Here is a 15273-nt window from a genome sequence, read left to right as displayed (position 1 = left end):
GGGGCGAGCAGGTCGACGCCGTGATCGCCGACTCGGGTCTGGTCCCGGTCACGGTGGAGGGCTGGGGCCGACCGGCCTGGGCGGATCCGGCGGCCCTGGAGACACCGCCGCGCGGCCGTCACCGCACGACGCTGCTGTCACCCTTCGACTCCCTGATCTGGGAGCGGGCGCGCACAGAACGGATCTTCGGCTTCACCCACCGCTTGGAGGCCTACGTACCCAGGCATAAGCGGGTGCACGGCTACTTCGCGATGCCGGTCCTCGCCGGCGGCCGGCTCGTCGGCCGCGTGGACCCGGCGCGTGAGGGGCGCACCCTGGTCGCCAAACAGGTCACCCTGGACGGCTCCAAGGCAGCCCCGGCGGTCGCCCAGGCCCTGGTCGAGGCGGCGAGCTGGGTGGACTGCACGGACGTGCGCGTGGAACGGGTCGACGCACCGGACCTGCGCGAGCCCCTCACGAAGGAGCTGGCCCGCCTGCTCGCCTGAGCCGCGTCGGCCGTCAGCGGATCTCGAGGATCTTCTCCCGCATCGCGTACACCACGGCCTCCATCCTGGAGTGCAGCTGCAGTTTCTCCAGGATGTTGCGCACGTGGTTCTTCACGGTGTTCTCGGAAATGAAGAGTTCCTTGGCGATGTCCCGGTTGTTCTTTCCCGTGGCGACGAGCTTCAGGACCTCCAGCTCGCGATCCGTGAGCCGCGGCGCCGGCACCAGTCGGCGTTCGTCGGTCCGCTGGATCATCGACTTGAACTCGGTGAGAAGTTTCGACGCCATCGACGGACTGATCTGCGACTGACCGTCGGCCACCGCGCGAATGGCGGTGGCCACCTCGTCCGTCGAGATCTCCTTGAGCAGATATCCGGTCGCGCCCGCCTTGATCGCGTCGTAGAGGTCGGCCTCCTCGTCGCTGATCGTCAGCATGATGATCTTCGCGCTGGGGGCCACCTCCTTGATGGAGGTGCACGCCTCGATCCCGCCCCGCTTGGGCATCCGCACGTCCATCAGGACGATGTCCGGCAGCAGGTCGGCGGCCTTCTCCACAGCCTCGGCGCCGTCACCGGCCTCCCCGACGACCTGGATGTCCTCCTCGGCCGCGAGCACGATCTCCAGACCGCGGCGGAACAGGGCGTGGTCGTCCACGACCAGGACCCTGATCGGCTCCCGGCGTGCCGAGCCGTCGTCCGGGCCCATGCCGGTGACACCGTCGTCGATCCCGTCGCCGTCGTGTCCGCCCCGCATCGGTCCGAAACTGTCCGCCATCGTTCCTCCCCTGAAGGCTGTGGCCCGAGGTCCTGAGCCATCGCCAACCCAGAGCAACGACCCACCGGTTGGGCCGTTACGGCCATGATTCCATGCCCGGCCGACACCGGGTGGCCGAGCGGGCCGCGAAGGGGTCGCACACCCTCGCGCACCGTCGCACACCGGTGCCCCTGGGGGCGCACACACGCTCCAGGGGCACCGGTCTGCTGTCACCCGGCCCGGTCAGCCGCCGAGCGCATCGCCCGCTTCGGGAGCGTGCGCCTGGGTGACCATCGTGTCCGTGGTGAGGTGGATCACGCCGTAGTCGTAGGCGTGGCGCCGGTAGACGACGCTGGGCTCCTTGGTCTCGGAGTCGACGAACAGATAGAAGTCGTGCCCGACCAGCTCCATCTCGTAGAGCGCCTGATCGAGGGACATCGGGGCGGCCACGTGGGTCTTCTCCCGGACGACGAGCGGGCCGTCGCCCTGGACCTCCAGCGAGCCGATCCTCTTGGTGGGTACGCCGTCCTGCTTCTCCGGCGGGACGACGTCGCCGGCCCCGTTGAGCGTCGCGGCGCCGGGGACGTGGTCGGCGACCTCCGCGGCCGTGATCCGGCGCGCACCGCGGCGCGAGAAACGCTTGTCGTGCTGCTTGCGCAGCCGGGCACCGAGCTTCTCCGCTGCCAGGTCGAGCGCCGCGTACGGGTCACTCGCCGCTGCCTCCGCCCGGATCACCGGACCGCGGGAGCGGAGCGTGATCTCCACTCGGTCACAACGGTCGGCCTGCCGGGGGTTCGGCTCCTTGGACACCTCGACGTCGAGGCTGATCACCTTGCCATCGAGCTTCTGGATCTTCTCCAGCTTCAGCTTCTCGGCCACGTGCTTCCGGAACCGCTCGGGCACCTCGGTCTTGCGGCCCTTGACGACGATGTCCACGCAGAACTCCGTTCCCGGATCACTCCGCTTCGACGGCGGAGCATCTCCCTTTTGCACCAGGTTCCGGTCTCTCCCGGAACCTCGGACTCGGTGACTTCCACCTCCTCCCCCGCGAACGAGATCTCCACTCCACCAGTGCGGGTGATGACGGGGAAAACCCGCAGCACGGCATTCGGATTCAAGAGGTGTGGCCTGCGGCTTTGCCTCACAACCGAACATATCTCGCCCGGACGGATGTCGTCACCCTCTACTGCCGCGTACCTCCGTTCCGGTGAATTGACTCTCTCATTACCTGCAACGACGCGAGCTCTCAGTCAGTTCCGGTTTATTTCGAAGGAATCAGGTGTCGACGCGACCACCGCCGCGCAGATCACTTCACGGATCACGCCACCGCCTCCGTTCGGGCCCGCCATTCCGGGCCCGGCCTTCCGTTCCTCTCTGCCTTCCCCCGCCGCCGACGGATACACAGCCGATCTCGCCGTCCCGTACGTGGCCGCCCCCGCCCACCACTCATGCGCGGCTGCCCGCACCGCACGGGCGGCCTCCGTCAGCGACGCCCCCGTCGTCATGAGGTCGTCGACGAGGACGACCGGGCCACCGCCGCACAGCAGCCGGCCGCCACCGGAGACCACCGCCAGCGCGCCGGCGAGATTGTCCAGCCGCTCCCGGGCGCCCAGCCCCGACTGGTCGGCCACGGCGTGCCGTTGCCGCAGGACGGCCAGCACCCGGGCGGACGTCCCGGTCCGCCGCAGCTCACCCGCGGCCGCGAGGGCGATCCGCCGCGCCGGGTCGTGCCCACGTGTCCGCACCGCCCTGCGCGCGGACGGCACGGGCACGAGCAGCACCGTCCCCCGCCCGCACACGGCCCCCGTGCAACCGGTGCTCCCCACGTCACCGGTGCCCGCCCGCGCCTCCCGGAGCCCCGCCCGCACCGCACCCGCCAGCGCCGCGCCGAGCGGTGCCGTCAGGGCCAGTACGCCCCGCTCCTTGTGGGCCAGCAGCACGGCCCGCACCTCGTCCGCGTACCGGGCGGCCGCGTGCACCACCGGCAGCCCGGGCGGCTCCGGCTGCGGCCGCACCCGCCCCGGCGCGGTCCCGCTCAGCGCCGTACGGCACCGAGGGCACAGCACCGTGCGTGCCCTGCCGCAGCCTCCGCACTCGCCCGGCAGCGCCAGGTCGCTCAGCTCCCGCCACCATCCCCGCATGGCCACCACTGTGCCGACGCCCGCACGGTTCGACCAGGCCTGTGGAAAACCCCGGGCGGGCTCCCTGTGGAAAGCTCCGGGCAACGAAACGCCGGGTTCCCCCACGTGGGTGAACGCCCCAGTCGTAACGGCCGGACGTGCCGACAGCCGGAGACCGGAGACCGGAGACCTCACCCGGGATAGACCGGCGCCGTCCCCTCCGTCACCTTCTGCCACTGCAACCCGGACGGCAGCCGGACGATCAGGTCCTCCGAGTACGCCACCAGCGGCAGCCGCTCGTCCTCGGTCGCGGCGATCTCCTTCACCCCGGTCAGGGCGGCCGGCACCGACGCCTCCGGCGTGGAGCCGTCGACCTGGACGTACCCGATCTGCTGGACACCCCCGCGCTCGCGTCCGACGACCACGAGCCGGCTGTCACCGGCCCAGGACATGGCCGTGACCTCCTCCAGTTCGGGGGTCGCGGAGCGCAGTCCGAGGACGGTGACGGCGGGTTCTCCGCCGGACCGGTCGTCCCGTTCGATCCGTCCGATGAGCAGCGAGCGCTTGTCGTCCTTCTCCACGGTGAGCGCGATCCGCACGCCGTCGGCGGCCACCCGCACGGCCTGGACCCTCCCGTCCAGCCCCGGGGTCCGCACCTCCACCGGCTCGCCCGCGCCCTCCTTCAGCACCAGCAACCGGGAATCGTCCGGGTCGCGGTCGGCGATCCACAGGTCGCCCCGCGCGTCCCAGCTGGGCGCCGTCAGCCGGTCCTGCTCCGTCTTGCCCTCGCTCACCAGCACGGGGTCACCGAGCGACCCGCCCGACACCAGCGAACCGACGTACAGCGACTTGCTGTCGAGACCGATCCCGGCCGCACTGTGCTCGTCCCGCGACACCGCCACCGACCGCAGGGCCTTCGCGCCCTCGCCGAGCGCTCCGGGGACCGGCTCCGGCCGGGTGCCGTTGCTGCCCGCCGCGATCCGCACCACGCGGTTTTCGTCGTCGACGAAGTACAGGTAATCGGGCCGCTGGGCCGAGCCGCGCGTGGCGACCGTCTCGGCCCGGTCCTCGGTGAGCGAGCACAGTTTCTCGCCGCCCGAGCGCAGCTCGACCTCGTCCACCGCCTGCGTCATGTTCTGCAGTGTGAAGAGGAGCTGCGCCGCCATCTCGTCGCACCTGTCCGCGCCGACCCGGGCCGCCCTGTCGTTCAACGGCACGGTCAGCTTGTCTCGGTCGTCCGGCGTCAGCGTGCCGACGGCGTTCTTGTCCAGCTCCGTACCGGGCGGGAAGCTCGACCTCACCACGGGTCCGAGCAGGCTCGTCGGCCCGCTGATCAGGGAACGCACCACCTGGGTCATGGGATCCACCCGCCGCCGCACGTAGACCGGGTCTGCGACGGCCGTCGGCTGGGGGCTCGCTCCGGCCGCGGCCTTCACCGCGGTGTTCGACGCGAAGTAGTACCTGTTGACCGCCAAGTAGTTGCGCTGGAAGTCCGACTTGCCCATCACGACGCCCTGCGGCAGCACGTCGATGCGCCACTGCCCGCTCTTGTCGTCCCGGGTGAGGTGCACCGACTCGCGGTACGGGCCGTCGTCCGGCGAGTAGGACTGCTGCGCGTCCACCGTGGCCACCCGCGTGCCGGTCAGGGTGACCGAGTAGTCGTTGGCCTCCTCGCGACTTCCCGAGTGGTCGGTCTCGGTACCCGCTCCGCCCGCGAGCACCGTCGTGGACTGCCCCGGCCGCCAGTTCTTCGCGGCGTCACCGGTCAGGTACTTGCGCGCCGTCTCGTAGTGGGGCTCGTCGCTGGTCAGCGCCTCCAGAAAGCCCTGCACGATGTCGGTGGGCGGGTCGTCCTCCTGCGGCGGCATCGCGAAGACCCGCACCTGCGGGTCCTGCCGGGGCGTGGACTCCACACCGCGCAGGTCCCCGCCATCGGGCATGGACGCACACCCCGCCAGCAGTACGACGCCACAGACGGCGTACGCCACCCCGCGTGCCGGCCCGCGCCGACCGCTCCCCTCGCGGTCAACGCCCACGAGATGCCTCCCCTTGCCTGCTCGAATCGTCCGGCCCGGCGTCCGTCCGGCCCGCCGCCTCCGTAGCGGGACCGCCGCCCTGTCCCCGGGTGCCCGACACCGGTCGCGGCACCACACGCGCGCCGTTGCCGGGCAGTGCCGTCGGATCGGCCGTCGGAACCGCATGGGCCGACCGCGGAGGTATCGGGCCGCGACCGGACGCCGCAGCCGCCTGCCCGACCTTCGCCTGCGCGGGAACGGTGACGGCGTTGCCCGCACCGTGCGGCAGACCGGCGCCGTTGGTGCCCGGGTCATCGAGCCCGGCGTCGCCCGGCCCGCGGTCGCGCCGCGAGTCCGGCGGCTCCAGCGGTATCGGCGAACCCCGCAGCGGCTCGTCCGCGGTCCTGGGCAGGGTCAGCCGGAACTGCGAGCCGCCTCCTGGCTCACCCCAGGCCTGCAGCCAACCTCCGTGCAGCCGCGCGTCCTCCAGGGCGATCGACAGCCCCAGCCCCGTACCGCCGGTGGTACGCGCGCGTGCCGGGTCGGCCCGCCAGAACCGGCTGAAGACCCGGGTGGCCTCACCCGGCTTCAGCCCCACGCCGTAGTCGCGCACCGCGACGGCGACCGCGCCGCCGGCCGCGGCGAGCTTGACGACGACGTCCCTGCCCTCGCCGTGCTCGACGGCGTTGACGACGAGGTTGCGCAGCACGCGCTCCACGCGCCGGGCGTCCGCCTCGGCGACGACGGGCTGCTGGTCGCCGGTGACTCGTATCCGCGTGCCCTTGCGCTCGGCGAGCGGCTCGGCCCCGCTGACGACGCGCCGCACGACCTCCCTGAGGTCGATCGGCTCCGCCTCCAGCGCCGCGGCCCCCGCGTCGAAGCGGCTGATCTCCAGCAGGTCCGCGAGCAGTGTCTCGAACCGGTCCAGCTGGTCGGCGAGCAACTCGGCCGACCGCGCGGTGACGGGATCGAAGTCCACGCGCGCGTCGTGGATGACGTCGGCGGCCATCCGCACGGTCGTCAGCGGCGTACGCAGCTCGTGCGACACGTCGGAGACGAACCGCCGCTGCATCCGCGACAGGTCCTCAAGCTGGCTGATCTTCAGCTGGAGGTTCTGCGCCATCTTGTTGAAGGCCTCGCCGAGCCGCGCGATGTCGTCCTCTCCGGTGACCTTCATACGTTCCTGCAGCCGCCCGGCGGACAGCCGCTCCGCGATGCTCGCCGCCATCCGCACGGGCGTCACGACCTGGCGCACCACGAGCCAGGCGATGGCCCCGAGGAGGACGACGACGAACAGCCCGGCCGTCGCCAGCGTGCCCCTGACCAGGCTGAGGGACTTCTCCTCCTGTGTGAGCGGGAAGAGGTAGTACAGCTGGTACGGCTCACCGTTCGGGTCGTTGACCTGCTTGCCGATCACCAGTCCGGGCTGGGACGCCTGGTCGGAGTTGTAGACGATGCGGGTGTAGCTCTGGGCCGCCGCCGTGTCGCCGTCGACGCGCTCGCGCAGGTTCTCGGGGACGCTGACCGACCAGTCGACCAGGCCGGAGGCGCGCGGGCCGCGCCCACTGCCGCTGTCCCCGCCCATGGGGAGCGTGACCACGTCGAAGGCGCCCTGGCCGCCACTGGAGAGCGACTTCACCAGCTCGCTCATCCACTGGATGACGTTCTGCGAGGGACGGCCGTCCGCGGGGGTGCTGTCGTCACCGGCGGCGCTCGCCGCCTCCTCGGCCTTCTGCTTGGCCGCCGTGAACCCACCGGTGGCCTGGCTCTGCGACGCCTTCACCTTGGCGTCCAGCAGCCCGTTGCGGACCTGCCCGATCACCACGAAGCCGAGCAGCAGTACCACGCCCAGCGACATCAGCAGCGTGGTGACGACGACCTTGAGCTGGATGTTGCGCCGCCACAGCCGCATCACCGGCAGCAGCGGACGCCGCACCCAGCGCACGAACAGACGGAGCACCGGGCTGCCCTGCACGCCGCCGTGCAGCAGTCCGCCCTCCAGCAGGCGGCTGAAACGTGAACCCGCGGGCGTGTGGCCGACAGGCCGTCCGGCGCGGGCCCCGGACCGGCCGGGCGCCGAAGCGGCACTGTCCCTGCTCATGTCAGCTCGGTCCCGCCTTGTAACCGACGCCGCGGACGGTCACCACGATCTCCGGCTTCTCCGGGTCCTTCTCGACCTTGGAGCGCAGCCGCTGCACATGCACGTTGACCAGCCGGGTGTCGGCCGCGTGCCGGTAGCCCCAGACCTGCTCGAGGAGCACCTCGCGCGTGAACACCTGCCACGGCTTGCGCGCCAGCGCCACCAGCAGGTCGAACTCGAGCGGCGTCAGCGCGATCGACTGCCCGTCCCGCTTCACGGAGTGACCGGCCACGTCGATGACCAGGTCGCCTATGGCGAGCTGCTCCGGCGCCGGCTCCTCCGACCTCCTCAGTCGTGCCCGGATCCGGGCCACCAGCTCCTTCGGCTTGAACGGCTTCACGATGTAGTCGTCGGCACCCGACTCCAGACCCACCACGACATCGACGGTGTCACTCTTCGCCGTCAGCATCACGATCGGCACACCCGACTCCGCCCTGATCAGGCGGCACACCTCGATGCCGTCCCGACCGGGCAGCATCAGGTCGAGCAGCACCAGATCGGGCTTGGTCTCCCGGAAGGCGGCCAGCGCCTTGTCGCCGTCGGCTACGAAAGATGGCTCAAAACCCTCACCACGCAGCACAATGCCGAGCATCTCGGCCAGTGCGGTGTCGTCGTCGACGACAAGGACTCGTCCCTTCATAAACGCCATCATCCCATTAGCTAATCGTGACCTGGCGTGACCTGGCACACAGCTCCGCGAGGGCCTCGGCGGTCACGGGTGAAACCGCGCCCTCCTCGGTGACGATCGCCGTCACCAGCTCGGGCGGAGTCACGTCGAACGCGGGGTTGTACGCCTGTGTCCCCAGAGGTGCCACCGGAATCCCGCCCCCCGCTCCCGTCACCGGCACCTGGGGTGCTGTGACCTCGGTCACTTCATATCCGGGGCGCTGTTCGATCTCGATGGACGCCCCGTCCCGCGTGTCCGGATCCACCGTCGAAACCGGTGCCACCACGATGAACGGCACATGGTGGTACCTCGCGAGCACCGCGAGCGGATAGCTCCCCACCTTGTTCGCCACCGAACCGTCGGCCGCGATGCGGTCCGCCCCGATCAGCACCGCGTCCACCTCACCCGCCGCGAACAGCGAACCGGCCGCGTTGTCGGTGAGCAAGGTGTACGTCATGTCGCTGCGGGCCGCCTCGTATGCCGTCAGGCGAGCACCTTGCAGCAAAGGACGCGTTTCGTCCACCCACAGGCGGCGCAGCCGCCCCGCCCGGTGCGCCGCGAGCGCGACCGCGAAGGCGGTTCCCTCACCGCCCGACACCAGCGAACCGGTGTTGCAGTGCGTGAGGACGCGGTGCCCGCCGCCGGGCAGCAGCTCGTCCAGCAGCCCCAGTCCGTGCGCCGCCATCCGGGCGCTGGCCTCGGTGTCCTCCCGGTGCAGCGCCCGTGCCGCGGCCAGTGCGGCCGCGGCGGCCTGCCGGGTGTCGCCGGTCCTGGCGAGCGCCGCCTGGTGCGCGGCCTGGGCCCGGCGCACCCCGACGGCGAGGTTCACCGCGGTGGGGCGGGCGCCCGCCAGCGCGGCCGCGGCCTCCGCCACCTCGAAGCCCCGGACGGCGGCGAGCGCGACGCCGTAGGCGCCCGCGATGCCGAGCAGCGGCGCCCCGCGCACGGCGAGCGAGCGGATCGCCTCCACGAGCGCGGACGCGTCCGTGCAGACCAGTTCGACCTCCTCGGCCGGCAGCCTGGTCTGGTCGAGCAGGACCAGCACCGGCCCCTCCGGCGGTTCCTCCCAGCGAAGGGCCGGGATCTCGGTCGGCCGCTTGTCCTCGCCGCTCTGTGCGTACTGATCAGCCATGCCGTCAGTCTGCCCCCTGACCGACGGACAATTGAAGGTGCGCAGCCCGGACCGCACCCGGTCCGCACCCGACCACCCCATGGCACGATGGCTGCCAACCTGCCGCCGCGACCGCGGACGGGCACCGTGAAGGAGCGACGATGAACGACACTCCGGGCTGGGCCTCGCCCGGATCCGCCCCGTCCGACGGGCGGGAGCCCGGCGCGTCCGGCCCCGCCGAGCCCGCCGACCGCCCCGGCCACGACCGGCCCGCGCCTGACGCGGACCAGCCCGGCGCGGAACCGACGAGCCCCGGCACGAAGTGGTCCAAGGAGCAGCCGCCCCCCGGCCAGTGGTCCGCACCCACCGGCCCCCGCCAGGCCCCGCCTCCCCCACCGCCCAACCAGGGCTGGGGCACCCCGCCCCCCGGCCACCCCGGCGGCGGCCCGGGCGGCTACGGCGGCTACGGCGGTCAGGGCGGTGGTTACGGCGCCCCCGGTGGGCACGGCGGCTGGGGCGGCGGCTGGGGCGGTCCCCCGCCCGCGGCCAAGCCCGGCGTGATCCCGCTCCGCCCGCTCGGCGTGGGCGAGATCCTCGACGGCGCGGTCTCCACCATGCGCGCCTACTGGCGCACGGTCCTCGGCATCTCCCTCACCGTCGCGATCTTCACGGAGATCATCGTCGTGCTGCTCCAGGGCCTCGTCCTGGACGACACCAGCTCGGACGTCCTCAGCGACCCCGACGCCACCCTGAGCGAACTCGGCGACGCCCTGACCGACACCACGATCAACTCGGGTGTCATCTTCCTGATCTCCCTGATCGGCACCGTGCTGGCCACCGCCCTGCTCACGACCGTCACCAGCCGCGCCGTCCTCGGCAAGGCGGTGACCATCGGCGAGGCCTGGCGGGACGCCCGCCCTCAGGTGGCGAAGCTGTTCGGCCTGATCGTCCTGCTGCTGCTCATCGTCGCCGGCCTCCTCATGGCCGGCATGGTCCCCGGCCTCCTCGTCACGGCCACGGCGGGCGGCGAGGCGGGCGTGGCCCTGACCGCCCTGGGCTTCATGGCGGGCGGCGTCGTAGCGGTGTGGCTCATGGTCCGCTTCTCGCTGGCGTCCCCCGCGCTGATGCTGGAGAAGCAGGGCATCAAGAAGGCGATGAGCCGCTCCACGAAGCTGGTCCGCGGTTCCTGGTGGCGGGTGTTCGGCATCCAGTTGCTCGCGACGGTCATCGCGAACGTCGTCGCGTCGATCATCGTCATCCCCTTCGCCTTCCTCGCCGCGGCCCTCGACGGCGACGGCGTCAGCGGCCTCCTCGACGGCGGCGGAGACCTCGGCTGGACCTTCCTCGTGATCAGCGGCATCGGCTCGGTGATCGGCTCCATGATCACCTTCCCGATCACGGCGGGCGTCACCGTGCTGCTGTACATCGACCAGCGCATCCGCCGCGAGGCCCTGGACCTCGAACTGGTCCGCGCCGCCGGCCTCCACGGCTCCGGCTCCCCCGGCACCACCCCGGGGAGCTGATGCGGTGAGTCCGGCGGGGGGAGTTCTCACAGAGGTGCTGGCACGCACCGCCGCACTGACCGCGTCACGCGTCGGCGACACCTCCGTACCGTCGCTGTGGCGCTCCGGCGACGAACCGCCGGTGACGATCCCACGCGACCCCGCGCGGGAGGCCGCACGGCGCGAGCTGTCCAAGCGGATGTACCACGAGAACGATCCCAACTGGTTCCAGCGGGCCCTGAACGCCTTCTGGGACTGGGTCGACGAGCTCTTCAGCACCGCGTCCACCGCGACCCCAGGAGGGTTGTTCGGCCTGATCGTCATCATCGTGGCCGTCCTGGCCGCGCTGGGCGCCCTCTGGTGGCGCCTGGGCACCCCTCGCCGTCGGCCGGCCTCCGCCCCCGCCCTCTTCGACGACCGCCCCCGCAGCGCCGCCGACCACCGTGCCGCCGCCCAGGCACACGCCGCCCAGGGCCACTGGAACCAGGCCGTCCAGGAACGCATGCGCGCCGTCGTCCGCGCCCTGGAGGAACGCGCCCTCCTCGACATCCGCCCCGGCCGCACCGCCGACGAGGCGGCGGCCGAGGCCGGCCGCACCCTGCCCGCCCACGGCGACCGACTGCGCGCCGCGGCCCGGGACTTCGACGACGTCGCGTACGGTGGCCGCCCCGGCACCGAGCAGTCGTACCGCCACCTCACGGAACTCGACCACGACCTGGAACGCAGCAAGCCGCAACTGGCGATCGGCACGACCGGCGGCGCGGACCTGAACACCCACCGGGGAGCCGCCGGATGACCACGGAGGCCACGCTCCCCACCACCTCGGTCTCGCCCACCCCCCGCCAGGCGTGGACACGCGCACGAGGCATCACGCTCGCGCTCGTCCTGCTGCTCGTCGGCGCCGTCGCGATCGCCGTCGTACGCTCCGACGCCCGCCACGGTGAACTCGACCCGCGCTCCGCCGACCCCTACGGCAGCCGGGCCGTCGCCGAACTCCTCGCCGACCGGAACGTGTCCACACGCGTGGTCACCACCCTGGACGAAGCACGCGCCGCGGCCGGCCCGGACACGACCCTGCTGGTCGCCGTCCCCGACCGCCTGACCGAGCGCCAGCAGACACGACTGCGCTCCACGACCACCGGCTCCGGTGGCCGCACGGTCCTCGTGGCCCCCGGCGGCCCCGCAGTCGAACGACTCGTCCCCGGCGTCACCGCCGACCCCGCGGTCAGCTCCGACTCGACGCTGGCCCCCGGATGCGACCTGCCCGCCGCCCGCCGCGCGGGCACCGCCGACACCGGCGGCATCCGCTACAGCAGCGGCCACATCGCCGCCGACGCCTGCTACCCCAGCCGGCGTCTGGCCACCCTGCTGCGCATCCCCGAGCCGTCCGGCGAGACGGTCCTGGAGTCCGCCCCGGCCGACACCGTCGTCCTCGGCGCGCCCGACATCCTCTACAACGACCGCCTCGACGAGCACGGCAACGCCTCGCTCGCCCTCCAACTCCTCGGCTCCCGCACCCATCTGGTCTGGTACCTCCCCTCACTGTCCGACACCACCGCCCCGGACGACGAACGCGGCTTCTTCGACCTGCTCCCCTCCGGCTGGCTCTGGGGCACCCTGCAGCTCTTCATCGCCGCGGCCCTCGCGGCCCTGTGGCGGGCACGCCGACTCGGCCCCCTGGTGCACGAAAGACTCCCCGTGGCGATCCGGGCCTCCGAAACCGTCGAAGGCCGCGCCCGCCTCTACCGGAAAGCGAACGCCCGCGACCGCGCGGCCGCCGCTCTTCGCTCCGCCACCCGCACCCGCCTCTCCCCCCTCGTAGGCGTCCCCGTCGCCCAGGCGCACACGCCCGAGACCCTGCTCCCCGCCCTGGCCGCCCACCTCCACGGCGACGGACAGTCCCTGCACACGCTCCTCTTCGGCCCGCCGCCCAGCGACGACGCGGCACTCATCGCTCTCGCCGACCAACTCGACGCCCTCGAAAGAGAGGTACGCCGTCCATGATGGACCCGACCACTGACAACGCCGGGCAGACCGGGGACCCGGGCAATGCCCGCGCCGCCCTGGAGGCCCTGCGCGCCGAGATCGCCAAGGCCGTGGTCGGCCAGGACGCCGCCGTGACCGGCCTTGTCGTAGCGCTCCTCTGCCGCGGCCACGTCCTCCTCGAGGGCGTCCCCGGAGTCGCCAAGACTCTCCTCGTCCGCGCCCTCGCCGCAGCCACGGAGCTCGACACGAAGCGCGTCCAGTTCACCCCCGACCTGATGCCGAGCGACGTCACCGGCTCCCTGGTCTACGACGCCCGCACCGCCGAGTTCTCCTTCCAGCCCGGCCCGGCCTTCACCAACCTGCTGCTCGCCGACGAGATCAACCGCACGCCCCCGAAGACCCAGTCGTCCCTCCTGGAAGCCATGGAGGAACGCCAGGTGACGGTCGACGGCACCCCCCGACCGCTCCCCGAGCCGTTCCTGGTCGCGGCCACCCAGAACCCGGTCGAGTACGAGGGCACCTACCCCCTCCCGGAAGCCCAGCTGGACCGCTTCCTCCTCAAACTCACCGTCCCCCTCCCCTCCCGCCAGGACGAGATCGACGTCCTCACCCGCCATGCCTCCGGCTTCGACCCGCGCGACCTGCACGCCGCCGGCGTACGCCCCGTGGCGAGCGCCGCCGACCTGGAGGCTGCCCGCACCGAGGTGGCCAAGACGACGATCTCCCCCGAGATCACGGCCTACGTCGTCGACATCTGCCGTGCCACCCGCGACTCGCCGTCCCTCACCCTCGGCGTCTCCCCACGCGGTGCCACAGCGCTGCTCTCGACGTCCCGCGCGTGGGCCTGGCTGACGGGCCGCGACTACGTCACCCCCGACGACGTGAAGGCCCTCGCACTCCCCACCCTCCGCCACCGCGTGCAGCTCCGCCCGGAGGCCGAGATGGAAGGCGTGACCGCCGATTCCGTCATCAACGCGATCCTCGCCCACGTCCCCGTCCCCCGCTGATGGCACTCACCGGACGCGCCGCGCTCCTCGCGGCCCTGGGCTCGGTCCCCATCGGCATCTGGGATCCCGGCTGGACGGGCATCCTCGCGGTCAACGCCCCGCTGGCCGCGGCCTGCGCCTGGGACTTCGCCCTGGCCGCCCCGGTGCGACGCCTGCGCCTGTCCCGCTCCGGTGACACCTCCACGCGCCTGGGCGACACCGCAGACGTCACTCTGACGGTCACCAACCCGTCCAGCCGCCCGCTGCGCGCCCACCTCCGCGACGCATGGGCGCCCAGCAGCTGGCAGCCCGGCACGGAGACGGCGGCCTCCCGGCACGGCGTGACCGTGCCCGCCGGCGAGCGACGACGCGTGACCACCCGCCTACGGCCGATCCGCCGCGGCGACCGCCAAGCGGACCGCGTCACGATCCGCTCGTACGGCCCCTTGGGCCTCTTCGCCCGCCAGGGCACCCACAAGGTCCCTTGGACGGTACGCGTCCTGCCACCGTTCACCAGCCGCAAGCATCTGCCCTCCAAGCTGTCCCGCCTTCGCGAACTCGACGGCCGCACCAGCGTCCTCACCCGCGGGGAGGGAACGGAGTTCGACAGCCTGCGCGAGTACGTTCCCGGCGACGACACCCGTTCCATCGACTGGCGTGCGACGGCCCGGCACTCCACCGTCGCCGTACGCACCTGGCGCCCCGAACGCGACCGGCACATCATGATCGTCCTCGACACCGGCCGCACCTCGGCCGGCCGTGTGGGGGACGCCCCCCGCCTCGACGCCTCCATGGACGCAGCCCTGCTCCTGGCCGCCCTGGCCTCCCGCGCCGGCGACCGCGTCGACCTCCTCGCGTACGACCGCCGGGTACGCGCGCTCGTACAGGGCCGCACGGCAGGCGACGTGCTCCCGTCCCTGGTCAACACGATGGCGGCGCTGGAGCCGGAACTCGTGGAGACCGACGCACGCGGTCTCACCGCCACTGCCCTCCGGTCGGCCCCTCGCCGCTCCTTGCTCGTGCTGTTCACGACACTCGACGCGGCTCCCGTCGAAGAGGGCCTACTCCCTGTCCTGCCGCAACTGACACAGCGCCACACCGTTCTGCTGGCATCAGTGGCCGACCCGTACATTGCGCGCATGGCCAAGGCTCGCGGGGACACAGAGGGCGTCTATGAGGCCGCAGCAGCCGCTCAGGCCCAGGCGGAACGCCATCGCACCGCAGGACAACTCCGTCGGCACGGCGTCACGGTCGTCGACGCGACCCCTGACGAACTGGCCCCGGCGCTGGCGGACGCCTATCTGGAACTGAAGACGGCGGGGCGTCTGTGAGGGAGGGGGCCGAAGGGCCCCGCTCCCTCCGCTTTCCTGAAACTGCCCCGAGAACGCAGAAAACCCCGCACCGGAACGGTGCGGGGTTTCCCTTATCAATAATTGTTCGGCGGCGTCCTACTCTCCCACAGGGTCCCCCCTGCAGTACCATCGGCGCTGTAAGGCTTAGCTTCCGGGTT

Annotated in this window: 13 protein-coding genes and 1 rRNA gene; 6 read left to right on the top strand and 8 right to left on the bottom strand. The window is 72.2% G+C overall.

Annotated features, from left to right (window positions below; translation table 11 throughout):
* A partial coding sequence (locus RM812_RS38370) for a DNA glycosylase AlkZ-like family protein (RefSeq protein ID WP_311584933.1) occupies window positions 1–485 on the top strand: 485 nt, incomplete at its 5' end.
* A 13-nt stretch (window positions 486–498) separates the two neighbouring features.
* Here the strand turns inward: RM812_RS38370 and RM812_RS38365 are convergent.
* The 7 genes from RM812_RS38365 to mtnA all read right to left on the bottom strand — a co-directional run bounded on the left by RM812_RS38365 (window position 499) and on the right by mtnA (window position 9310).
* Window positions 499–1257, bottom strand: coding sequence for a response regulator transcription factor (locus RM812_RS38365; protein ID WP_311584930.1), 759 nt, complete (start codon window positions 1255–1257; stop codon window positions 499–501).
* A gap of 222 nt (window positions 1258–1479) precedes the next feature.
* On the bottom strand, window positions 1480–2172 hold the full coding sequence (gene hpf, locus RM812_RS38360; protein ID WP_311584927.1) for a ribosome hibernation-promoting factor, HPF/YfiA family: 693 nt from the start codon (window positions 2170–2172) through the stop codon (window positions 1480–1482).
* 314 nt (window positions 2173–2486) lie between these two features.
* Window positions 2487–3377 carry a ComF family protein gene (locus RM812_RS38355; RefSeq protein ID WP_311584924.1) on the bottom strand — a complete coding sequence of 297 codons (891 nt, stop codon included), beginning with the start codon at window positions 3375–3377 and terminating at the stop codon, window positions 2487–2489.
* A gap of 170 nt (window positions 3378–3547) precedes the next feature.
* The gene (locus RM812_RS38350) at window positions 3548–5392 is read right to left on the bottom strand and encodes an LpqB family beta-propeller domain-containing protein (protein WP_311584921.1); all 1845 of its coding nucleotides are present in this window, start codon (window positions 5390–5392) and stop codon (window positions 3548–3550) included.
* Entirely contained in the window at window positions 5382–7472 is a 2091-nt protein-coding gene (mtrB, locus tag RM812_RS38345; protein WP_311584918.1) for an MtrAB system histidine kinase MtrB, read from the bottom strand. Before mtrB ends, RM812_RS38350 begins: the two co-directional genes overlap by 11 nt.
* Before the next feature lies 1 nt (window position 7473).
* Window positions 7474–8163, bottom strand: a complete 690-nt coding sequence (gene mtrA / locus RM812_RS38340) for a two-component system response regulator MtrA (RefSeq protein ID WP_191862447.1) — start codon at window positions 8161–8163, stop codon at window positions 7474–7476.
* A 4-nt stretch (window positions 8164–8167) separates the two neighbouring features.
* The gene (gene mtnA / locus RM812_RS38335; protein WP_311584912.1) at window positions 8168–9310 is read right to left on the bottom strand and encodes an S-methyl-5-thioribose-1-phosphate isomerase; all 1143 of its coding nucleotides are present in this window, start codon (window positions 9308–9310) and stop codon (window positions 8168–8170) included.
* Window positions 9311–9450: 140 nt separating this feature from the next.
* Between mtnA and RM812_RS38330 the strand changes: the two genes are divergently transcribed.
* From RM812_RS38330 to RM812_RS38310, 5 genes are read left to right on the top strand one after another with little or no spacing between them, the layout of a single operon-like run.
* Window positions 9451–10812: a glycerophosphoryl diester phosphodiesterase membrane domain-containing protein gene (locus tag RM812_RS38330; protein ID WP_311584909.1), complete on the top strand. Its 1362-nt coding sequence runs from the start codon at window positions 9451–9453 to the stop codon at window positions 10810–10812.
* A gap of 4 nt (window positions 10813–10816) precedes the next feature.
* Complete coding sequence (locus RM812_RS38325; RefSeq protein ID WP_394816581.1) at window positions 10817–11587, top strand: DUF4129 domain-containing protein; 771 nt, start codon at window positions 10817–10819, stop codon at window positions 11585–11587.
* Window positions 11584–12795 (top strand): DUF4350 domain-containing protein, encoded by a 1212-nt coding sequence (locus tag RM812_RS38320; RefSeq protein WP_311584906.1) that lies wholly within the window; start codon window positions 11584–11586, stop codon window positions 12793–12795. The genes RM812_RS38325 and RM812_RS38320 overlap by 4 nt, the downstream gene beginning before the upstream one ends.
* Entirely contained in the window at window positions 12795–13784 is a 990-nt protein-coding gene (locus RM812_RS38315) for an AAA family ATPase (protein WP_311584935.1), read from the top strand. Before RM812_RS38320 ends, RM812_RS38315 begins: the two co-directional genes overlap by 1 nt.
* The gene (locus RM812_RS38310; protein WP_311584903.1) at window positions 13784–15094 is read left to right on the top strand and encodes a DUF58 domain-containing protein; all 1311 of its coding nucleotides are present in this window, start codon (window positions 13784–13786) and stop codon (window positions 15092–15094) included. The genes RM812_RS38315 and RM812_RS38310 overlap by 1 nt, the downstream gene beginning before the upstream one ends.
* Before the next feature lie 104 nt (window positions 15095–15198).
* Here RM812_RS38310 and rrf read toward each other — a convergent pair.
* Window positions 15199–15273 (bottom strand): 5S ribosomal RNA (gene rrf / locus RM812_RS38305); the annotation flags it as partial.

Source organism: Streptomyces lancefieldiae, from assembly GCF_031845825.1.
GTDB lineage: Bacteria > Actinomycetota > Actinomycetes > Streptomycetales > Streptomycetaceae > Streptomyces > Streptomyces lancefieldiae.
This window is presented reverse-complemented; position numbering and strand designations above follow the sequence as displayed.